Annotated in this window: 25 protein-coding genes; 5 read left to right on the forward strand and 20 right to left on the reverse strand. The window is 37.3% G+C overall.

Annotation, left to right across the window (positions count from 1 at the left end; all coding sequences use genetic code 11):
* Positions 1–52: 52 nt before the first annotated feature.
* Positions 53–949, reverse strand: a complete 897-nt coding sequence (locus QOX35_RS06580; protein ID WP_283686261.1) for a LysR family transcriptional regulator — start codon at positions 947–949, stop codon at positions 53–55.
* Positions 950–1,058: 109 nt separating this feature from the next.
* Here QOX35_RS06580 and QOX35_RS06585 point away from each other — a divergent pair, with 109 nt between their 5' ends.
* Positions 1,059–1,643, forward strand: a complete 585-nt coding sequence (locus tag QOX35_RS06585) for an NAD(P)H-dependent oxidoreductase (RefSeq protein ID WP_283686262.1) — start codon at positions 1,059–1,061, stop codon at positions 1,641–1,643.
* A 98-nt stretch (positions 1,644–1,741) separates the two neighbouring features.
* Here the strand turns inward: QOX35_RS06585 and QOX35_RS06590 are convergent, their stop codons facing one another.
* From QOX35_RS06590 to recO, 9 genes are all read right to left on the reverse strand, one after another.
* Entirely contained in the window at positions 1,742–2,296 is a 555-nt protein-coding gene (locus QOX35_RS06590; protein WP_006842394.1) for a 2-oxoacid:ferredoxin oxidoreductase subunit gamma family protein, read from the reverse strand.
* 10 nt (positions 2,297–2,306) lie between these two features.
* Positions 2,307–3,065 (reverse strand): thiamine pyrophosphate-dependent enzyme, encoded by a 759-nt coding sequence (locus QOX35_RS06595; RefSeq protein WP_006842395.1) that lies wholly within the window; start codon positions 3,063–3,065, stop codon positions 2,307–2,309.
* Between the two features lie 88 nt (positions 3,066–3,153).
* Positions 3,154–4,236 carry a 3-methyl-2-oxobutanoate dehydrogenase subunit VorB gene (locus QOX35_RS06600; RefSeq protein WP_283686263.1) on the reverse strand — a complete coding sequence of 361 codons (1,083 nt, stop codon included), beginning with the start codon at positions 4,234–4,236 and terminating at the stop codon, positions 3,154–3,156.
* A gap of 63 nt (positions 4,237–4,299) precedes the next feature.
* On the reverse strand, positions 4,300–4,530 hold the full coding sequence (locus tag QOX35_RS06605) for a 4Fe-4S dicluster domain-containing protein (protein ID WP_006842397.1): 231 nt from the start codon (positions 4,528–4,530) through the stop codon (positions 4,300–4,302).
* A 202-nt stretch (positions 4,531–4,732) separates the two neighbouring features.
* Positions 4,733–5,209, reverse strand: a complete 477-nt coding sequence (gene ybaK / locus QOX35_RS06610) for a Cys-tRNA(Pro) deacylase (RefSeq protein ID WP_283686264.1) — start codon at positions 5,207–5,209, stop codon at positions 4,733–4,735.
* Between the two features lie 126 nt (positions 5,210–5,335).
* Positions 5,336–6,550: a DUF6051 family protein gene (locus QOX35_RS06615; RefSeq protein WP_135103794.1), complete on the reverse strand. Its 1,215-nt coding sequence runs from the start codon at positions 6,548–6,550 to the stop codon at positions 5,336–5,338.
* A 7-nt stretch (positions 6,551–6,557) separates the two neighbouring features.
* A complete protein-coding gene (locus tag QOX35_RS06620) occupies positions 6,558–7,823 on the reverse strand; it encodes a DUF2851 family protein (protein WP_283686265.1) in 1,266 nt (421 codons plus the stop codon).
* A gap of 22 nt (positions 7,824–7,845) precedes the next feature.
* Positions 7,846–9,639 carry a MutS-related protein gene (locus QOX35_RS06625; protein WP_283686266.1) on the reverse strand — a complete coding sequence of 598 codons (1,794 nt, stop codon included), beginning with the start codon at positions 9,637–9,639 and terminating at the stop codon, positions 7,846–7,848.
* Between the two features lie 38 nt (positions 9,640–9,677).
* On the reverse strand, positions 9,678–10,400 hold the full coding sequence (recO, locus tag QOX35_RS06630; RefSeq protein WP_283686267.1) for a DNA repair protein RecO: 723 nt from the start codon (positions 10,398–10,400) through the stop codon (positions 9,678–9,680).
* Between the two features lie 322 nt (positions 10,401–10,722).
* Between recO and QOX35_RS06635 the strand changes: the two genes are divergently transcribed.
* The 3 genes from QOX35_RS06635 to rbp all read left to right on the forward strand — a co-directional run bounded on the left by QOX35_RS06635 (position 10,723) and on the right by rbp (position 12,884).
* Positions 10,723–11,355 (forward strand): HAD family hydrolase, encoded by a 633-nt coding sequence (locus tag QOX35_RS06635; protein ID WP_283686268.1) that lies wholly within the window; start codon positions 10,723–10,725, stop codon positions 11,353–11,355.
* Positions 11,356–11,370: 15 nt separating this feature from the next.
* The gene (ribF, locus tag QOX35_RS06640; RefSeq protein ID WP_283686269.1) at positions 11,371–12,312 is read left to right on the forward strand and encodes a riboflavin biosynthesis protein RibF; all 942 of its coding nucleotides are present in this window, start codon (positions 11,371–11,373) and stop codon (positions 12,310–12,312) included.
* Positions 12,313–12,563: 251 nt separating this feature from the next.
* Positions 12,564–12,884, forward strand: coding sequence for an RNA-binding regulator (rbp, locus tag QOX35_RS06645; RefSeq protein ID WP_006842405.1), 321 nt, complete (start codon positions 12,564–12,566; stop codon positions 12,882–12,884).
* 72 nt (positions 12,885–12,956) lie between these two features.
* Here the strand turns inward: rbp and QOX35_RS06650 are convergent, their stop codons facing one another.
* The 7 genes from QOX35_RS06650 to mce all read right to left on the reverse strand — a co-directional run bounded on the left by QOX35_RS06650 (position 12,957) and on the right by mce (position 18,076).
* Entirely contained in the window at positions 12,957–13,940 is a 984-nt protein-coding gene (locus tag QOX35_RS06650; RefSeq protein WP_135103800.1) for a beta-ketoacyl-ACP synthase III, read from the reverse strand.
* Between the two features lie 74 nt (positions 13,941–14,014).
* The gene (gene rpmF / locus QOX35_RS06655; RefSeq protein WP_006842407.1) at positions 14,015–14,200 is read right to left on the reverse strand and encodes a 50S ribosomal protein L32; all 186 of its coding nucleotides are present in this window, start codon (positions 14,198–14,200) and stop codon (positions 14,015–14,017) included.
* 62 nt (positions 14,201–14,262) lie between these two features.
* A complete protein-coding gene (locus QOX35_RS06660; RefSeq protein ID WP_135103801.1) occupies positions 14,263–14,841 on the reverse strand; it encodes a YceD family protein in 579 nt (192 codons plus the stop codon).
* A gap of 518 nt (positions 14,842–15,359) precedes the next feature.
* Positions 15,360–15,806, reverse strand: coding sequence for a biotin/lipoyl-containing protein (locus tag QOX35_RS06665; RefSeq protein WP_252637693.1), 447 nt, complete (start codon positions 15,804–15,806; stop codon positions 15,360–15,362).
* 16 nt (positions 15,807–15,822) lie between these two features.
* A complete protein-coding gene (locus tag QOX35_RS06670) occupies positions 15,823–15,999 on the reverse strand; it encodes a hypothetical protein (RefSeq protein ID WP_167755417.1) in 177 nt (58 codons plus the stop codon).
* 20 nt (positions 16,000–16,019) lie between these two features.
* On the reverse strand, positions 16,020–17,570 hold the full coding sequence (locus tag QOX35_RS06675; RefSeq protein ID WP_135103803.1) for an acyl-CoA carboxylase subunit beta: 1,551 nt from the start codon (positions 17,568–17,570) through the stop codon (positions 16,020–16,022).
* A 92-nt stretch (positions 17,571–17,662) separates the two neighbouring features.
* On the reverse strand, positions 17,663–18,076 hold the full coding sequence (gene mce, locus QOX35_RS06680; protein ID WP_283686270.1) for a methylmalonyl-CoA epimerase: 414 nt from the start codon (positions 18,074–18,076) through the stop codon (positions 17,663–17,665).
* Between the two features lie 343 nt (positions 18,077–18,419).
* Here mce and QOX35_RS06685 point away from each other — a divergent pair, with 343 nt between their 5' ends.
* Positions 18,420–18,683, forward strand: coding sequence for a hypothetical protein (locus tag QOX35_RS06685; RefSeq protein WP_135103804.1), 264 nt, complete (start codon positions 18,420–18,422; stop codon positions 18,681–18,683).
* A gap of 92 nt (positions 18,684–18,775) precedes the next feature.
* Here the strand turns inward: QOX35_RS06685 and QOX35_RS06690 are convergent, their stop codons facing one another.
* The 3 genes from QOX35_RS06690 to QOX35_RS06700 all read right to left on the reverse strand — a co-directional run bounded on the left by QOX35_RS06690 (position 18,776) and on the right by QOX35_RS06700 (position 21,320).
* Positions 18,776–19,492 carry a head GIN domain-containing protein gene (locus tag QOX35_RS06690; RefSeq protein ID WP_135103805.1) on the reverse strand — a complete coding sequence of 239 codons (717 nt, stop codon included), beginning with the start codon at positions 19,490–19,492 and terminating at the stop codon, positions 18,776–18,778.
* A gap of 80 nt (positions 19,493–19,572) precedes the next feature.
* On the reverse strand, positions 19,573–19,962 hold the full coding sequence (locus QOX35_RS06695) for a DUF423 domain-containing protein (RefSeq protein ID WP_283686271.1): 390 nt from the start codon (positions 19,960–19,962) through the stop codon (positions 19,573–19,575).
* Complete coding sequence (locus QOX35_RS06700) at positions 19,962–21,320, reverse strand: citrate synthase (protein WP_135103807.1); 1,359 nt, start codon at positions 21,318–21,320, stop codon at positions 19,962–19,964. Before QOX35_RS06700 ends, QOX35_RS06695 begins: the two co-directional genes overlap by 1 nt.
* Positions 21,321–21,348: the final 28 nt, after the last annotated feature.

Genomic DNA, 21,348 nt, shown 5'->3' on the forward strand with positions numbered 1-21,348 from the left:
GGTAACTACTATAGAATGAAAGGGTGAGAAATCACCCTTTCTTACTTTTATGTTACTCAATAGACATTTGCGTCATAAAAATCTCCTGTAGTATATCTAGCTCTTTCTTATAGATTGTCTTCTTGCGTTGGGCGAAATATAATATGTTCTCGAGAGGCGTATACCCTTCCCATACTAGTTGTATATTACCATCTTCTAATTCCTTTTTTGCTAAAAAGTCCGGTATAATGGCAAATCCTTCTTTGCCTGAGATACAACGTATAATAGAGCTTATATTGGGTACAATATAATTCGGTTTAAAGTCCGGCCTTTTCTTGAAATTATGTAGCCAGAAATTTCGCAAATGTTCCATATCTCCTGTTGTGCCAAACCATGTTTGTTTATTTAGCCAATTTTCTACTTTTTCAGGTTTTTGCATCACCTGATAGAATTCCGTAATATTACTTTTCGATCCAGCTATCAATGTGATTTTTTCTTTCGAAAATGGAATATACTGTATATTAAATGATTCATCTTTTTGGGGTGATATCACAAAATCCAGTAAACCTTTATCCAGATCATTCAACATATCCTGATATATACCGAATTTTGATATGAGGTTAAATGGAAGTTCACTTATAAAAGGCTCCAGTACGTGTTGGAATGTTTCAAAACACATGCCAATACTAATACTCGATTTGCCTGAATCAGCATTTCTGTAAAAATGTTTTTCTGCTTCCTCCAGTTTTTTTACGGCATCCACAATTGAGTTATAGAGCATATTGCCATGTTCGGTGGGTAGCATCTTCCGTGTTCCTCTGTCAAACAATTTATTCCCGATATGTGCCTCTAAAGAATTCAGATGCAGACTTACTCCGGGTTGTGATATATATAACTTATTCGCTGCTGATGTGAGCGAACCGGTTTCATATATTGATTTAAAGGTTCGGAACCATTCAAAATTTACCACTTTATTTTTATATTATAATTATGATACAAATATATAATTTATATTATTTTACTGATCGATAAAAAGGCTTTATTTTTACAACACTAAATATTAAAACGTAAGAATAAGCATGAAGAAAATATTTGTAATAAATGGAGCTCCTAAATTTGCCCATTCGGGTGGAGAATTTAATAAGACATTGTCAGATTGGACTGTAGATTACTTTAAAGATAAAGATTATGATGTGAAATATACTGATATCAATGATGAATATAATCTATCTGATGAAGTTGAAAAGTTTGTATGGGCAGATGTTATTGTATACCATACCCCTATTTGGTGGTTTCAGATTCCGAATGATTTTAAACGATACATTGACGAGGTCTTTACCGAAGGTCATCAAAAAGGGATTTATTTTAGTGATGGTAGGCGCTCGGCTAATCCCACCCGCAATTATGGTACGGGAGGTTCATTGCAAGGACGTAAGTATATGCTTACTACGACATGGAATGCTCCTTTAGAGGCATTTACTATCGAAGGTGAGTTTTTTAAGCAACATAGTGTTGACGAAGGTGTTATGTTCGGGTTTCATCGGATGAATGCTTTTGTAGGAATGGAGCCTGTAAAGAGTTTTCACTTCTATGACGTGATGAAGAACCCCAATATAGAACAATCTCAAGAAGATTATGTAAGACATTTGAATGATGTGTTCTGAATATTATTTTCTGATCTAAGATTAATTAACGGTACTTATATAGAAAAAGGATAGTAATTTTTTTTACTATCCTTTTTTATATTCAAAGAAACGGAATCTTATTCAGATTTTTGAACTTCTTGTATTATCTCCATACCTTTCATTATTGCCTGCTCATTCATTGGCAGTAAACCATGGTGACGTTCCGGCAAAGATTTTTTCAATCCTTTCATAACGTTTTCGAGTTTTACCATTGGGCTTACTTTCAATAATCCACCTAGAACAATCATATTGAATGCTTTCGTATTTTTCATCAATATAGCTGTATCCACAGCTTCAACTTTATAGATATTGATATCCTTACGTGTTGGTGGATGTTGAAATCCGTTCGGGTCATAAATTAATATTCCTCCCGGTTTTACATGCGATTCGAATTTATCCAATGACGGCTGATTTAAAATAATCGCAATATCAAACTCATTTACTATCGGCGAGCTGATGGGGCTGTCGCTCAATATTACAGTCACGTTAGCTGTACCACCACGTTGCTCCGGTCCGTAAGAAGGGAACCATGAAACTTCTTTATCTTCCATCAGACCTGAATAAGCAAGGATTTTACCCATAGATAATACACCCTGTCCTCCAAAACCTGCTATAATTATTTCTTGTGTCATGTTTCTTTGTTTAAATATTTTTCAAATCGCCTAATGGATATGCAGGAAACATATTTTCTACCATCCAATCGTTAGCTGCCTGAGGAGACATTTTCCATCCTGCATTACATGTAGATACAATTTCTACAATAGATGTACCTTTATTCTCCATCGAGTTTTCGAACGCTTTGCGTATCATGCGTTTTGCTTTTTTTACAGAGGCTGCCGTATGAACGCTCTGACGTGTAGCCAGACAAACACCTTGTAACTGAGCCAACAAATCGAGAATCTTGAGAGGGTATCCACTCTCGTGAGTATCGCGTCCGTTAGGAGATGTTGATGTTATCATTTGGCTAAGGGTTGTTGGAGCCATTTGTCCTCCGGTCATGCCATAAATTCCGTTATTAATAAAGATTATAGCAATATTTTCACCTCTATTTGCCGCATGTATTGTTTCACCTGTACCAATGGCAGCTAAGTCTCCGTCTCCCTGATATGTAAATACCATTTTATCGGGATTCAGTCGTTTTGCTGCTGTAGCCAGTGCCGGAGCACGTCCGTGTGCAGCTTCCTGCCAGTCGATATCCAAATAGTTGTATGCAAACACAGCACAACCAACCGGAGCTATACCGATTGTTTTATCACGCAATTCCATATCATCAATAACCTCAGCTATCAACTTATGAACTACACCATGTGAACAACCCGGGCAGTAATGCATGTCCACATCGTTCATCAACGCAGGCTTGGCATATACTAGGTTAGCCGGATCTATAATATTTGTACTCATAATTGTTTAAACTTTGAATTTTAAGGTCTCAGACCTACTTACTATTCTCGCAAATGCTGTAAACACTTGCCTATCTTAATATCGTTTTTCAACAGTCAAATTTATTCTGCAAGGCGTCTACTACTTCGCTTGGTGTAGGAACAATTCCACCCAAACGTCCGTAATGTTCAACCTTAACTTTACCGTTTACAGCCAAACGAACATCCTCAACCATCTGTCCGGCGTTCATTTCTACTGTAAGCATGCCTTTTACCTTTGTTGAATATTTGTCAATTTCCTTCGATGGGAATGGCCACAAAGTTATTGGGCGTATAAGACCCACCTTTATTCCTTGAGCACGTGCTATCTTCATTGCCTTTTGGCATATACGGGCAGCAGACCCAAAAGCAACAAGAATATAATCTGCATCTTCGCAGTTTACTTCCTGATGCAAACAAACATCTTTCTCTATCTTCTTAAACTTAGCTTGAAAACGGAGGTTATTTATCTCCATCTTATACGGATCAAGTTCCAGCGAAGTTATTACATTCGGTTTTCTATCAGCTGGTTTTCCTAGGGTAGCCCAAGGACATTGTTCTCGTATCTCTTTTTCTGTTCTTCTGCGTTTAAATTCGGGAAGTTTTACCTTTTCCATCATTTGCCCGATAACACCATCGGTAAGTATCATAGCCGGTGTTTGATATTTGAATGCGAGATCGAATCCCAATGCAACAAAGTCCACCATTTCTTGTACCGATGCAGGAGCAAGAGTTATCAGGTTATAATCGCCATGACCTCCTCCTTTTACAGTTTGGAAATAATCGGCTTGCGATGGCTGTATTGTACCCAATCCGGGTCCTCCACGCATAACATTCACTAACAAACAAGGCAATTCGGCTCCGGCAAGATAAGACACCCCTTCGAGCATTAAACTCATACCCGGACTTGAAGATGAGGTCATCACGGCTTTGCCGCATCCGGCTCCCCCGTAAACCATATTTATAGATGCTATTTCGCTTTCAGCCTGAAGTACAACCATACCGGTAGTATTCCACGGTGCTTCGGCCATCAACGTTTCCATTATCTCCGATTGAGGAGTAATAGGATAGCCAAAATATCCGTCTGTCCCATATCTAATTGCAGCATGAGCTATGGCTTCATTGCCTTTCATTAAAACTATTTCTTCTGACATAATTTTTGGTTAATTAAAAAAACGAATCTACTAAGCGAAAAAGCTGTATTGATTCGTCATCATTTATTCAAATTTTTTCTTGTAGACTGTGAGACATCCGTCAGGACATACATAACCACAATTGGCACAACCTATACAAGCATCTGGATTTTTCATGTAAACGTAGTGATAACCTCGGCTGTTAACTTCACGAGGTTGAAGTTCTAAAACATCACAAGGACATGAAACCACACAGAGGTCACAGCCCTTACAACGTTCTTCGTTTACAACTACTGTTCCTTTTATTTTGGCCATTTTTTCTTTATAATAATTTTTTTAGTAATCGCTAACTATAATAAAGTTCTCATTTGATCCCCACGCAAAGGTAGAGGTTATTCTTATTATATTCCTTTTTTTTATGAATAAAGATGTTAAAAAAAAGATGTCTTAAAACATATTGAGATAGCATTTTATCACACAAGATCTAATAATCTATGTCTTTAGAGATGTTTAATCTTTATTTAGTGAGGCTACCGGTTGTTATGCTTACTATTTGTATTAAATCCAGCGGATTTAACTGAATTTGTAAACCTCTTTTTCCGGCACTTATGTAAATATATTCGAACACTTCATAAGATTTATCGATATAGGTCGGAAACGATTTTTTCATACCAATAGGAGAACAAGCGCCTCTTATATATCCTGTGATATTAAGAAGCTCTTTCATCGGTATCATATCACAACTCTTATTTCCTGAGATTTTAGCAGCTGCTTTCAAATCGAGCTCTTCAGCTCCGGGTATAATACAAACAAAATAACCGGACTTATCTCCTTTCAGTACTAGTGTTTTAAAAACCTGCTCAACGGGCTCGTGTAACTGTTCGGCGACATGTATGGCACTAAGATCGGACTCGTCGACCTGATATGGAATAAGCTTATATTCTATTTTCTCTTTATCCAAAAGCCGGACGGCGTTTGTTTTATCAATCTTCATTTCTACCTATTTTTCTGCAAATAAAACAACTAAACACGATAGATGTTTACAAAGTATGTTTTGTACTCATATTAATTGCCCTTATTGCTTTCTCATATATTAAGTTCAGAAAGAAAAAATACAGCACTAAGATTGGAGAAAAGCACTGATTTTGTCAAATGTAAATCTGAATTGCTCGTCTACTTCATCTGCGATTTTTGGTAGTGCAGGGAATGGATCTTCATGTATATATTTGTATGGATAATCCAGAATTTCGATATTGATCGGGATATCCCTGCGTGAACCTTGCAGTGTATTTATCACTTCATAGGCCGGAACAACTTCATCCTTTGCCAATGTTATAGCATAAAATTGATGGCTCATTTTTCGGAATACTTCCTCTCGGCATTCTGTCAGTACTCTATAATTCAGCATGCTTCTGAAGTTGTTGCCTTCCGGATGTGTATGCATATAATGACGAAGCACTTCGTCGCGCTTCATGTGGCTATCCAGATGTTCTACGACATAGGAATAAAGACTTACATTGGCTTCACTGTCGAGAATAAATTTTGAGACGGGGGATAGTCTGTTGAATACTGCTCCTCCACAAAAAGTAGCATACTTGGAGTTCGAGAAATGCCCGTCTTTGTTACTCATCATCAGTATTTCGCCTAAGAATGTACCTATAGAATATGAAAAGAAATCGATAGAAGCATCCTTATCTATAGCGGGATGTAGTCCTTCCTTGAAATTTTCTACAAAGTCGATTACATCATAGTAAGTTTGCAACCCCGACCAAATAAAACGTTGAGGCTTATTATGCAAACGTGTACTGATAGCTACATTGGATAAACTGGAACAGATAACATCGGGGTGGCGCATTTTTCGTTGCTCGCTCACTCTGTACATTTCACGGGTACTACTCCAAACCGCAGGAGCACGATTCATATGAAATGCTATAGGGAACATAACTATTGATTTACCCGTTTTGTCGACTATATGCTTAGCCCATGGTAAATATTTATACCAGGTTTTCTCATTAAAGCCGTGAAACATGAGTATAATGCCTTTCGCTTTCGTTTCTTTTTTAGGCATTATCATGTGATATCTGAACTTGATATTCTCTAATATTTCAGCGTCTCTCTTGTTCAACATTTCCTGAATCACATCGGGTTCGTAATCTTCAGGTACACTCGGTATAAATTCATAATCATCGTTATTGCCCAATCCTCCGGGAAGGATAAAACGATAATTGGAGTCGAAGGTAAAGTTACGCATTACCAAATTTTGATCTATCTCGATCTCACTATCTGTATAGTTCTCGATCTTCTTTAGATGATTAAAAAGGTCTATGTACTTCATTTTATTTTTATTTTTCTACCAGTAATTGATGTCCTATTCTACAAAACAAACATTTGCGAAGTTCGCAATATTCTCTCTTCAGTTGAATCATAGCCTGTGAGTCGGCTGCACTGTTTAATGGCATTTTCAATTTTGCAAAAAGCTTGGTTATACTATTTTGTTCAGGTTTTAGCATTTCCAAAAACTTTAGAGCCCGTTCGCAAAGGGTTTCATTGTCTATACTTTTCCCATATATAAATAATATCGGAGCTACGGTATTGATCAGTAAAATGTCGAGAGACGAATCACCTAGATATTTAGACTTGCGTTCCGATGTTACTCCAAATGCGTAATGGGTTTGCCAATACTCAGAGGCATTGACATGAAACATCAGCCGGATACGTCCGATATCATCACAAGCTGTAATTTTAGAAAATAATCCATGTGAACTATGCAACAAAGAAGCCAGTTGGGCAATTCTTATCTGAGGAAAAGCCGTAGGCCGTGATCTCATACTTTTGAATATATATGAATCTAACGGTTTCAGATCATATTTATTTTTCAGAAACTCATATTCTTTTTTCAACAAAGAGAAGTAATCGTCTTCAACTTTCACATTATCAAGCATACCGGCCTGTCCGAATAAAAGAGCTTCTATTTGAATAATATTGTCTCCTTGTTTTTGAATGCACCTCAATGGCAGACTAAGCGCTAATCGCTCAAAAGAGTCGGAGTTGAGGCCAAATCCAAAATTTCTGGTAAGCAGCACATAAAAAGCATCTTCCCACGAGTTCTGGAAACGCTTAAGTAAGCTTTCTATATGATTAGCCTTTCTTTCGAGACGCTCTATCAGTAAGGTATTCATCCACGAGTTGAGGTGAAAAGGCGGAACGTTTCCTATATAGTTGCGGCACGGAATGTCTGTATTGGAATGAATGAGGAAATCATAGTTCTCTTTTATATGCTGCGGATACGTTATCTCGCATTGGATAACAGATTGTCCCAGTTCATTAAATACTTCACAATTAGCCTTCTCTACTACATGAAGTATCACCGAATTATAGCTTTTGTTTTTATGATGGTTATGTGCTTTCCATTGATCTGAGCTTGTATGTATTTCTATGTTTCCTGCCCATAGTTCACCATCTATTTTTATTTTAGCATTAAAATAGTCGGGACCCTCATTCGTATTTGGCAAGCCTACGTCCAAAACTTCTATCTGACGACCATCAGTCGTTTTGAGTTCTTTCTGATAGAGTTTGAATTTCCAGATGTAGTGTAAAATGTCTTCCATAAGTTAAGTGTTAGGTTGTTGATCATAATCCGGTAATACCCATTTTCTTCATCAGAAAGCTTGCGTTCATATTTTGAGCTACTCCTTCCCTGATTTTGTAGGTAAATGAGAGATGATCATCTTTAATATCCGCCTCAAAGCGGTAATTCTTTATAGCATCGGGAAACTCTTTTTCAAGGTCGCCCAACAATAAATCGTGTGTAGCGATGATACCATTCGCCCCAAGTGACACCAATTGTTTCATCAAAGCTATAGAGCCTTTTTGCTTATCTTCCGAATTGGTGCCTTTCAGTATCTCGTCGAGGATAATAAATAACGGCTCGCCCGATTGTAGACGGTCGATTATCATTTTCAGACGCTTAAGCTCTGCAAAAAAGTAAGATTCGTTGTCTGTAAGCGAATCGGAGGTACGAAGATTGGTAACTAGCTTATATGGATAGAATTTCAATGAAGAGGCACACACCGGAGCACCGGCGCAAGCCAGCATGAGGTTTATGCCTACGGTTCGCAAGTATGTGCTTTTTCCTGCCATATTTGCTCCTGTAACTACAAGGAAAAAGGGATGGTTCTCTATTGTTACATCGTTGCTTACGCACACCTTACGATTGAGCATTGGGTGACCAAGGTTTTTACCTTCCAATATATATGTTTCAGATGTCTCCGGATAAATATAATCGGGATGGTTGTAAGCATATACAGCAAAAGACACCAGACTGTCAAACTCTGCCAAAACTTTTAACCAGCTTCCGATATTTTCTTGATGGCGGCTTATCCACTTTTCAATCTTTATTGAATAAATAATATTCCAGAAGAAAATGGGATTGAGAAGAAGCAACCCCAAGACATTGGATGACTGATCGAGGTTGTTGCTATATGATTTTAGCTGATGGATAGCTAGTGAGGCAAGTTCCCCATCTTTAATTTTATTTTGCAATTCGATTAATAACGGTGATTTAAACTCTTCGGTCTCTATTATTTCAAATAGGCTTGAATATGTTTGTAGGGTCTCTATTTTCTTTTCAAAAAAGCTCATCTTCAGTCGAATGTCTTTCATCGGAGTAAGGCTTGCTATAAAGAAAATAGTCCAACAAGATCCTAGTATTGCAATAGGCATCAATCCAAAAGAACTTAGAACAATAGATAGAGTAAACACAGCAGGGGCGATATATATAAAGTATCGCCAATAGCTTTTAGATAATAAGCGAGTTTGCATAAATTGACGGGAGAAGTGATCTATATCCAGTCCCTCGGTTTCGCTCATCTGTCCTGTTGCTCTCAGGTGGTTGAGTAGCCGTGGGTTGCGACTCAATTCTTTTACGGCTTCCTGATGTGCAATAATATCATCTTTTTTCTCAAAGGGCTTTAGCAGGGAGTCTGCTAGTTTGTTCTTGCCAAAAGAAGTAACAGTGCGGTTTATAGACTGAAAGAATGAGTGATTTCCAAATAAGTCGAGATCTACACTATAACTATGGCTGCCATCAGCCTTTTCAGGTGCTCCATCGAAAGCTGAAAAATCATAATCGGTACCTTTCAGCTCACTTTCGGCATTCTTAATCAATAATTCACAATATCTTTTTTTGAGAAATAGTTTGTTGTGATATTTTAGCAGATAGAGAAAGATAACGACTGTTATAAAAATAATAGAAACAACGGTAATAGTATGTCCCCACATTACCCAGCAAAGGAGGATACATCCCAAGATAGTAACTAACCGCAAAGTTCCGATCTGGAAAATAGCACTTTTTAGTTTGGTCAGCTTTTCGTCTTCTCTTTTTATAAGATCCTTATATGATTCTTGTACTTCTTCTAGTGTCATTCGCTAAAGTTATAGATTTTATTATAATTAATCGTATGCTAAAACAATTCGTGTAAGACATCGAGCGACTTCAGTGCCGGAAAGTCGTATAGATGTAAACGGTAGTATTCCAATATTCTATTTATGATGTTAACCCGATCTTGCCGAGAGAAAACAAAATGATGCATATTTTCGTACGTAATACGTGCCAGCATAGATAAAGCTTTACTGTCGTACCTGTTAAGATAATGATTATGCAAAGGTTGATAATGAACAAACTCGCCGTTTATCATATCAAACAAATTATTTTCCCTGTATTCTTCAAGGTTAGGATAAAATCCCATAAAGTGGCTCAGTTTGAGCATAAATACCAAATGGAAATTAGCTATGCTTTTATCCGTCATCTCGAGTATCTGTACTGACTGCTCAAGAAAGTCGAATAGCAATTGGCTGGTGTCGGCATCTTTTAAGACCCTTGACAAAAACTCGGAAAGAAAAAAAGTCATTGACGTTTTTCCCATATCTCCCGCGATCTCATATAAATAAAAATCGGAGCGGGCTTCTCTGATTCTTTGGATGTCTCTATTGCTTTGATGCTCAACTTCCATGTCGAGTATCGCTAACGGCGAAAATAAAGATTTGGGAACTTTTGAGCTCTTACCTCTTGCTTTGGACACCATATACGTTACCCGCCCGAATGATTCGGTGAATAACTGAGCAAGCAAATACTTGTCGTTGTAGTTTATGGTATTCAGTACCAGTCCTCTTGTCTTATAAAGCACTTCGATAATGTTTAGCTAGACAAAAATACTATTTTTTATCCGAGTGAGATTCGTTATCTCTACAAAGAAGATAAAAGGGGATAGTAAAAAAGGAATAAACTCGTTGAGCTTTATCTTCAATTATTATCTTATTATAAAGAGCCGTTCGATGTGTGATAAATATTGTAAAGGGTAAAAGTAACATCGAAAAACAAGTAAAATACTGTCACTTTTGTCACTTTTTGCAATTTCTGATCTATGGAGGTTATTTATTAAACATGCATGAATTATCTCAGCCATGTAAAAATAATTGACTAACTTCGCATATAATAAATATAACGTTATGTCTCAAAAAATAAAAAATATACTTTTTGATCTGGGAGGAGTTATTATAAGCCTAAATAAACAGGAAGCGTTGAACCGTTTTACGGCTATTGGCTTTCCTAATATTGAAGATTATTTAGGTGAGTTTCGTCAAGAAGGAATATTTCTGGAGTACGAAGAAGGTAAAATAAGTCCCGAAGGTTTTTATAAAGAATTCCGCAAGTTATGCGGTAATGATAATATTGTTGCCGAAGATATCGATAATGGTTGGTTAGGCTTTTTAGCGGGGATTCCTCCATACAAATTTGAACTTTTGAAAGAACTTCGCAAAAAGTATAAAGTATATTTATTAAGCAATACAAATCCATCTGTAATTAAATGGGCTTCAAGTGAGGCTTTCTCACCCGAAGGTTTGCCTATTCAGGCATATTTTGATAAATGTTATCTTTCTTTTGAGATAGGGCATGCAAAACCCGACAGGGAGATATTTGACTTTATACTTGCCGATTCGGGAATGATTCCGTCCGAGACTCTGTTTCTGGATGATGGCAAAGTGAATATAGAAATAGGTAAAGAGATTGGCTTTGAAACTTGTCTGGTCGATCAAACAGAAGACCTAAGAAAAGTGTTTACTGATAGAGACCTATTATAAGTTAATACTTAGGATATGCAGTTAGTGGATAAGACAAACAAAATAGAACTTCCGCCATTAGTGGCTACTATTGGCTTTTTCGATGGTGTACATACCGGACATCGGTATCTTATTGATCAGGTTAAAGAAGAAGCCGCCAAGCGAGGTTTACCCTCTGCCGTCATAACTTTTCCTGTACATCCGCGAAAGGTGTTGCAAAAAGACTATCAGCCGTCTTTACTTTGTGGCTATGACGAAAAGATAGAGCGTCTGGCTACTACCGGAATCGATTATTGTATTTGTCTCGACTTTACGGTTGAGATATCACAAATGTCTGCTAAGAGATTCATGCAGGATATCCTGAAAGAAAAACTGAATGTTGATTCTCTCATCATAGGCTACGATCATCGTTTTGGTCACAATAGAGAAGATGACTTTTCAGACTACGAACGCTATGGCAGTGAAATAAAAATGCAGGTCATAGAAGCTAAAGCTTTACCCGGGCTCGAACATGTTAGTTCGTCACGTATACGTAAGCTTCTGGCAGAAGGATACATCCGTAAAGCGGGGAAGCTATTATCATATAACTACACCATCTCAGGAAAGATTGTAGAAGGATTTAAAGTAGGCAGGACGATAGGTTTCCCAACTGCCAATATACAGATATGGGAGACTTACAAGGTCGTTCCTGCATTTGGTATATATGCAGTCTATGTACATGTCGAAGGTATTAAATATGATGGTATGCTTTACATTGGCAAGCGCCCTACACTGCATAATGGAGATAATATAAGCATAGAGGTTAATCTCTTCGATTTTGACGGAGATCTGTATAATAAAACCCTCACGGCAGAATTTCTTGATTTTGTGCGTCCTGACGAAAAATTCTCAGATATTGCTACTTTAAAGGATCAGATTAGTAGAGATAAAGAGACTGTAATAAAAGTTATTGAAAATTATAAAGGGCTTAATACCTAGTCTCTAAACCATATCTCAGTTATATAATCCTAAAATATTAACTTATAACAAAAAAATAATAGATAAAGAGTTAAATAACTGATTTTTATTTTTATATTTGTGGAGCATTAGAGTTCTTAACAGTATGGTTTAAATTTTTCTTCGCAAGTCACTTCCCTTCTTGGTAACCTTTCTTGTCTAGTTTATTTTAGCTTTTTATTCTTATTTACTTCTTCTGCAAAGTATTAAATTTTAAATTTTATTTTTTTACAATGAACATTTTTATTGCAGGGTTGAGCTACAGCATCAACGACAATGATTTGAGAGATTTATTCAACGAATACGGTGAAATTTCCTCAGCAAAAGTTATTATGGACAAGGCTACAGGCCGTTCTAAAGGTTATGGATTTGTTGAACTTGAAGACAATGCAGCCGGACAAAAAGCTATTGAAGAATTAAATGGTGCTGAATATGACGGAAGAACTATTTCTGTTTCAGAAGCTCGTCCTCGTACAGAAGGTGGAGACCGCCCACGCAGAAACTTCGATAACAACAGAGGTGGAAACGGTGGTTTTAGAAGACGTGAATATTAATTAGTATTCTACATAAACAATAAAAGGTGCCATTTGGCACCTTTTTTGTTTTTATTAATTGACAGGCGATAATCAATATGCCCATTTTAAGTATAAAGCTCCCCATGTAAATCCTCCACCAAATGCTGTAAGGATGAGGTTGTCTCCTTTCTTAAGCTGAGATTCCCATTCGTGTATGCAGACAGGAATTGTGGCGGCACTTGTATTACCATACTTTTGTATGTTTACCATAACCTTGTTTGGTGAAAGTCCCATGCGATTTCCTACAGCCTCTATGATGCGAATGTTTGCCTGATGAGGAACTAACCAGTCTACAGATTCGTTTGATAGATTATTACGTTCCATTATCTCTACAGAAACATCAGCCATTTTAGATACGGCATGTTTGAATACTACTTGTCCTTCTTGATATACATAGTGCATGTCTTTATCTACGGTCTCGTGTGAAGCCGGATAAGCCGAACCCCCTCCATATTGGTGGAGATGAGTTATTCCAATTCCATCGAGATGAAGAATACTATCCATAATGCCAAACTCTTCTTCGGTAGGCTCCAGCATTACAGCACCTGCAGCATCTCCAAATAGAGGACATGTAGCACGATCTTTATAGTTGGCTATAGATGTCATTTTATCTCCTGCAGCTACAATTACTTTTTTGTACTTGCCTGATTTGATAAAGTTAGAGCCAACCTCTAATGCATATATAAAGCCTGAACATGCAGCTTGGATATCAAACCCTAAAGCATTTTTTATTCCACAAGCTTCAGCTGTCATCGCAGCCGTTGATGGAAATACATAGTCAGGTGTAGTAGTGGCAAAAATGATTACCTCAACCTCTTCTGGTTTGGTATTTGTTTTCTTCAATAATTCTTTCACAGCTTCGGCTCCCATAACAGAAGTTCCTTTGCCTTCGCCTTTGAGTACACGACGTTCTTTGATTCCGACACGGGTCATGATCCATTCGTCTGTAGTATCCACCAATTTTTCAATATCACTGTTGGTGAGAATATCCTCAGGGACATATGCTCCTATACCGGTAATTGCAGCTCGAATCATTGTATTTTTTGGTTTTGTGAGTATTTATAAAAAAAATGCCCTAATATTAGGGCTTAAAGTCTTGGTTTAAGATATTAAACCGCCGCTCCTTTTTCTATTGCCAATTTACCTCTGTAGTATCCGCACTCAGGGCAAACTGTGTGGAATACATGCCAAGAGCCGCAATTAGAGCATACAGCTAATGTTGGAGCTACTGCTTTGTCATGAGTTCTTCTTTTAGCTGTTCTAGACTTTGACTGTCTTCGTTTCGGATGTGCCATCTTTTTGTTTTATTTAGTTATTTCTATATATCTGAATTAAAAAATCAAATTCCTGTTCTTATTTAATCCTCGTCAATAGAGACATCTTTCAATGCGTCCCAACGAGAATCTGTAAGGGATGAGTCGTCCTCTATTTCGATATCATCCAAGTCGTCTTCGTCCGAATCTTCATCGGAAGAACTTTTAGCTCTATGCTTATTTAACTTAGAAGACATTGTTTTATTGCATGTGCCCGGAGGATGTATTCGTTTTGCTGGTAAACTGAGTACGATAAATTCATACAAAAACCATGCGATATTAATTTCTCCATCATCTTCAGGGATGATAACAATCTCATCACTTTCTTCAGAGTATTCTTTACCGAATTTAACGACAAGCTTATTTTTTGTTTCCACATTCATGTTGATGTCGTCTAAACATCTGTCGCATGGAACTAAAACAAATCCGGTAATATCAAAATTGAGCTCAAAAATAGTACTGGTCTTTTTTAAAGATACTACTACTTTTAAGTTGCCCCTTTTTATATCGGCTGTGCCGTCATCAATAAGAGCAAAGTACTTATTATCCAAGTCATACTTGAATTCATGTTTCCCTTCGGTTAAACTTCTCAAAGGGATATTATATAAGCTAAACTTTCCCACGTATTGTATTTAAAACTCAAAAGAACGGCGCAAAGGTATAAAGTTTTTTTGGAATAAATAAATATTTTAAGTCTAATCTTGAAACAAAGTGGGTGAGGGGATTCAAATGTAAATGATATGATTTTGAATTTGTATATAAAAAAGCTACATAAAAATTAATTTATGTAGCTTTCTCTTAATTAGCGTAGTAATGTTGTTTGTTTTCTCTTTTAATATACCTTTAAAAATAAAGAATATATAGTTTTAATTATGTAGTGTAGCTTTGTTTTTAAGTATTGTTCTAGTGCTCATTTAGTATATAGATGGTGGGGATATAAAAACGTTGCATATAAATTTTCTTTTTTTTTGTTTTTTAACAAAGTGACTGCTGTGTAAATTGTTGATAAATAGTTTTTTTAGTTTAATTGTGCTATAGAGTTATAGGAGATAGGAAAATACTCTTTAGCGTAAGGTGAGATAAAAAGAGAGCGCCGCATAAAAATTAATTTATGCGGCGCTACTTTATAGATAGTTGTTTTTTATCCGATTGTAATCAGAGCAACTCCTTCTAGTACAGAGTCTCCTTTAGATACATGTATGCCGGTAACCTTTCCGTCTTGAGTAGCTTGGATAGCATTCTCCATTTTCATAGCCTCAAGCATAACTACAGTTTGTCCTTTCTTTACTTCGTCACCTTCATTAACTAATACGTCGATGATGATGCCCGGAAGTGGAGATTTTACACTGCCTGCACCACCACTTGCTGGTTTGGTTGGTGCCGAAGTTGTAGCTTTAGGTGCTGCAGTGGCAGTAGCTGCCGGTGCTTTCGAAGCCGGACGAGTAACAAGAGTGATTTCTTCCTCGTTGTTTACCAATTCTACTTTATAGTTGCTTCCGTTTACTGCAACTTCAGCAAGACCGTTATCCATCTTGTTTACGGCTACTATGTATTCCTGTCCGTTTATTCTATATATGAACTGTTTCATAATAATTTATCAAATTTTATTTTCTTACTGGCATTTGAAGCATAGCTTTACTTTTGTCAGCCCATGGTAGATAATCTTTCGACACATGTTTGATCGTTAGCACATTGCTTTCTATGTCGTGCTGGTTTTGCACATCATATATAGCTAAGGCTATAGCTGCTAATACTTCTGACGGTATATTATTATTACTCATAATACTAATTCGTTTAGAGATTATAGAGGCAGGTTGTCATGCTTCTTAGAAGGATTGACTTGCTTTTTAGTTCTCAGTTGTTCCAAAGCGCGGATAACGCGGAAACGAGTATTTCTCGGTTCTATTACGTCATCGATATATCCATAGCGTGCAGCGTTGAAAGGATTACAGAATAATTTGTTGTATTCTGCTTTCTTTGCAGCAAGTGCTTCAGCCGGATTCTCAGATTCTTTGATTTCTTTCGCGTAAAGCACTTCTGCTGCTCCATCAGCACCCATAACTGCGATTTCGGCAGTAGGCCATGCATAGTTGATGTCGCCACGAAGTTGTTTACAGCTCATTACGATGTGTGAACCTCCGTAAGACTTACGTAGAGTAACTGTTACTTTAGGTACTGTAGCTTCTCCGTATGCATAAAGAAGTTTTGCGCCATGTGTAATTACACCGCCGTATTCTTGACCTGTTCCAGGAAGGAATCCCGGTACGTCTACCAATGTCACCAACGGAATATTGAAAGCATCGCAGAAGCGTACGAAACGAGCTGCTTTGCGTGAAGCGTTGATGTCTAGTACTCCGGCAAGGTATTTAGGTTGGTTAGCCACGATACCAACAGATTGACCATTCATGCGGGCAAAACCAATTATTATGTTCTTAGCATAGTTTCCATGTACCTCAAGGAATTCGCCATTGTCGACAACCGCACCGATTACTTCAAACATATCGTATGGTTTATTCGGATTGTCGGGGATGATTTCATTTAGTAAATCTTCCATTCTGGCAGCTGGGTCTGTACATTCTTTACGAGGAGCTTCTTCCATATTGTTTTGAGGAAGGAAGCTATATAAGTGACGGATCAAAGATAATCCATCATCTTCGTTCGCTACAGAGAAATGAGCAACACCCGATTTAGTAGTGTGTACGCTTGCTCCACCAAGTTCTTCTTGTGTCACGTCTTCTCCGGTTACAGTTTTTACAACTTTAGGTCCTGTAAGGAACATATAAGATGTTCCTTCTGTCATCAAGACAAAGTCTGTCAAAGCTGGTGAATATACTGCACCACCGGCACATGGACCGAAGATTCCTGATATTTGAGGTATTACACCTGAAGCTAAGATATTGCGTTGGAAAATTTCTGAATAGCCTGCAAGAGCGTTAACTCCTTCCTGTATACGTGCACCTCCCGAGTCGTTGATGCCGATTACCGGAGCACCTACTTTCATTGCCATATCCATTACTTTACAGATCTTTAATGCCATAGTTTCGGAAAGTGATCCTCCTATAACAGTAAAGTCTTGAGCGAAGACATAAACAAGACGACCTTCGATCGTACCACAGCCTGTTACGACTCCGTCTCCAAGGAATTTTTGTTTGTCCATTCCGAAGTTTGTACTGCGGTGTTCAACGAACATGTCAAATTCTTCGAAACTGCCTTCATCCAATAAGATGGCTAAGCGTTCGCGTGCAGTATACTTGCCTTTTGCATGTTGAGCTTCTATTCTCTTTTCTCCTCCACCGAGGCGTGCCTTTGCGCGGAGCTCTATCAGCTCTTTTACTTTTTCAAGTTGGCCCATGTTTTAATATTTTAGATTCTAATTAAATTATAGGATAATGCAAAAATGACTTTACTTCATTGTGGGTTTAATGAGTAAAGTCATCTTCTTATTTATTTTTTTGGAGTCTCACAAAGTTCTGTAAGAACGCTTCCTGTTGATTTCGGGTGAAGGAATGCGATATCAAGACCTTCAGCACCACGGCGAGGGGCTTTGTCTATTAGTTGAACTCCTTTAGCTTCTACTTCAGCTAAAGCGTTTGCTACGCCGTTTTGAACACACCATGCAATGTGGTGAATTCCTTCTCCTTTTTTCTCAATAAATTTAGCAATTGTGCTGTCTGGACTTGTCGGTTCAAGCAGTTCGATTTTTGTTTGGCCTACTTTAAAAAAAGCGGTCTTTACTTTTTGATCTTCAACAACCTCTATGCTGTAGCATTTTAAGCCTAAAACTCCTTCATAATAAGGAAGTTGTTCTTCGATGCTTTTCACAGCAATACCTAGATGTTCAATGTGCGAAATATCCATGTTATATTTGAATAAAAAGTTATTATTTAGTTCGCCCCAAAGGTACTATTAAAATATAAGACAACGAAATTAAAATTATAAAAAAACTTACATTGTGCACAAAAAACAAGAAACTGTGCATTTCTGGAAATATGTTACTGTTTGTGTTGATACTGTACCCCCTTCTGTTTGTAAATGGTAGCAATATACCCATATTTAGTACTAATTGCTATGTTATTAATATTAATCATATATTCCCTATACTCATATCTCTTTTATATCAAATAGATAATTTTGTGAACAATGTGTTATAGATGGTTGTTATAATATGACCTATTGTTCCATCTTTTAAAATGATATTGCTATGAGACTTAGAGATGTTTTGAAGGTAGGGGATATATTATATAGAGTTGACCCCAAAAAGTTGTCTATAAAGGTGTTTAAGATTGACTCTCCTGACGAAGTTGTAAATTTTACGACGACCAATTATGAGGACTTTTCCGTAACGTGTGAAAAGAAGCGATTCTCTTTGCCTTTCGATAACTTCCCGTTTGAGTTTAAAGGACTTATATATTTCCAGAGTGAAGATGAAGCGAATAACTTTATAAAAACTCAAATAGGATTATAGTTGTTTAGTTTTATACAATTGCTATTGTATTATAATACAAAAAGATTATCCCAACCGGGATAATCTTTTTTGTTTTTATTGCTTTAGTTTTCTTATTCTTGTCTCGAAATCTTACCGCTTCCGGATATTGACTGATCTATTTGTGGGTTGCCTTTGTATTTAACGCTACCACTGCCAGAAATGCTTACGTCCAGATATTTATTGGCATATACAAAAAAGTCACCACTACCTGATACCGAACATTTAACAGAGTCGGCAACTAGATCAGTAGCTATTACTTTACCGCTACCTGATATTCTGGAGTCTATGTTTGTTACTTTACCTTTTGCATTTACATCGCCCGATCCTGATACTCTTGTTGACAATGAGTGACATATAAGGCTGTCTATAATAATGTTGCCACTCCCTGATACTGATATGTCTAATTTTGAAGTTTCTAACTTGCCTTTTAAGTGAGCTTTCATAGAACCGCTGATGCTTAGGCTTGTCAGGTCTTTCGAGTTAGTATATATTTTGTATGTTGTAGGGTTGATGTTTTCTTTGCTCTTGAAAGACAGTACATCTCCATCTGTTTTTATTATCAACAACGGATAAATATTTTCATCAGTTTCTACGCGTACATATGGTGCTGTGTCAGGCTTTTGTTCATAAATGAGTTCACCGCCCCCACCAAATTCAATGGCTTTATAGTCAGATATACTAACTTCGTTTTCTACTATTGTTCCGTTACCTCTTACCGAATTGAAATTACAAGACTGGGCAACAAATATTAATAAACTAATGCTGATTGTGTATAAAATAGATTTCATTTCTATAATAATTTAAAATTGTTAACTTATAGATATGACGGCATAACTATGTTTTTGGTTACAGAAAAAATCAAAAAAAATCAAATAATTTTATTTTTAATGAAAAATACAACCAGCAGCACCCATCCTGCAATCATAAACATCCCTCCGATAGGGGTAATAGGACCTAAAAATTTTAAGTTCACATTCCAATATTCGGAGAAGGCTAGAAAATAAATACTAAACGAAAATAAGAATACACCCACAATGATGGAGATAGCAGCCCACTTCTCGAGAGATGATGTGAAAGATAGAGTCAGGCCTATTACCAGCAATACAATCGCATGATACATCTGGTAACGCACCCCTGTGTCGAAGCTCGCTAGCTTATCGGGAGTTAGCATCGCCTTGAAGGCATGTGCTCCAAAAGCTCCAAGTATAACAGATATAGTTCCGTATACACTTGCTGCAATTAATACGAGTTGCTTCATTATCTTTTATCTATAGGTATGTATTCACGAACGTCAGCTGCATTTTTATATGCAGGACGGATGATTCGTTTTTGCTTAAAGTTTAGTTCTTCGATGCGGTGTGCTGTCCATCCGACAATACGAGCCATAGCAAATAAAGGGGTATAAATTTCCTGCGGAAGACCAATCATATCGTATACAAATCCGGAGTAAAAGTCCACATTGGCACATACCTGTTTGTTTACATTTTTCCCTTTTGTTTCCATGAAGTTGAAGATCGCTCGCTCTTCTAATAAGGTGTAGAAATTATACTCAGCTTCGCGACCTTTCTCGATTGCCAAATCCCGGGCCATTTCTTTCAGGAGAACAGTGCGAGGATCTGATATGGTATATATAGCGTGGCCGATACCGTAAATAAGCCCGGTGCGGTCATAAGCTTCTTTGTTCAATATCTTACAAAGGTAATTGTCTATTTCTTCAACGCTGGTCCAGTCTTTAACCTCACTCTTGATAGTTTGTATCATGTCTATAACCTTCAGGTTTGCTCCTCCATGAAGAGGCCCTTTCAGTGAGCCTATGCCTGCGGCAATAGTAGAATATGTATCGGTTCCTGTCGAGCTGGTTACGCGTACCGTAAATGTAGAGTTGTTACCTCCACCGTGGTCGGCGTGTACCATCATGGCAAGGTCTAGTATTTTTACATCCAGTGGAGTATAGTGGCGTCCTTTCATCATGTAAAGGAAATTCTCGGCAAGAGAAACGTCCGGCTGAGGGTGTCTTATATGTAAGGACTTACCTTGTCCATGTCGTATGGCATTATGTGCATAGGCTACTATGGTAGGGAATGTTGCAATCAGATTGACGGATTGCTTGATTAGATTTTCGGGAGTCGTATCGTCTGGATTCTCATCGAATGTGTATAGCTCGAGCACGCACCTTGATAAATAGTTCATGATGTCTTTTCCTACCAAGTCTAATATATGCATTACGATTTTAGGATTCAAATCCATAGTTCTGCTTATTACACCCGAAAACTCTTTTAGCTCTACTTTGCTTGGCAGATTACCCGATAGAATAAGATAAACGACTTCTTCAAATCCTAGTCGGTCTTCTTTTTGAGCTCCTTTTACTATATCTTCAAGGCTAATTCCCCTGTATATCAGTCTTCCCGGTATAGGTGTCAGATTTCCCTCAGCATCACGTTCGTACCCAACAACGTCACCTACCTTTGTGAGACCAACAACAACCCCTGTATGGTCTTCATTTCTAAGTCCACGTTTTACATTGAAAGTTTTGAAAAGTTCATTGTCAATGTTGCATGTTGTTTCTACTGTTTTTGATATTTTTTTTATTGTTTCACTATCTTTTAATCTATCCATAATATCTGGTTTTAATTGTTTGTCAATG

It is taken from the genome of Dysgonomonas sp. Marseille-Q5470 (genome assembly GCF_951230145.1).
In the GTDB taxonomy this organism is placed as follows: Bacteria; Bacteroidota; Bacteroidia; order Bacteroidales; family Dysgonomonadaceae; genus Dysgonomonas.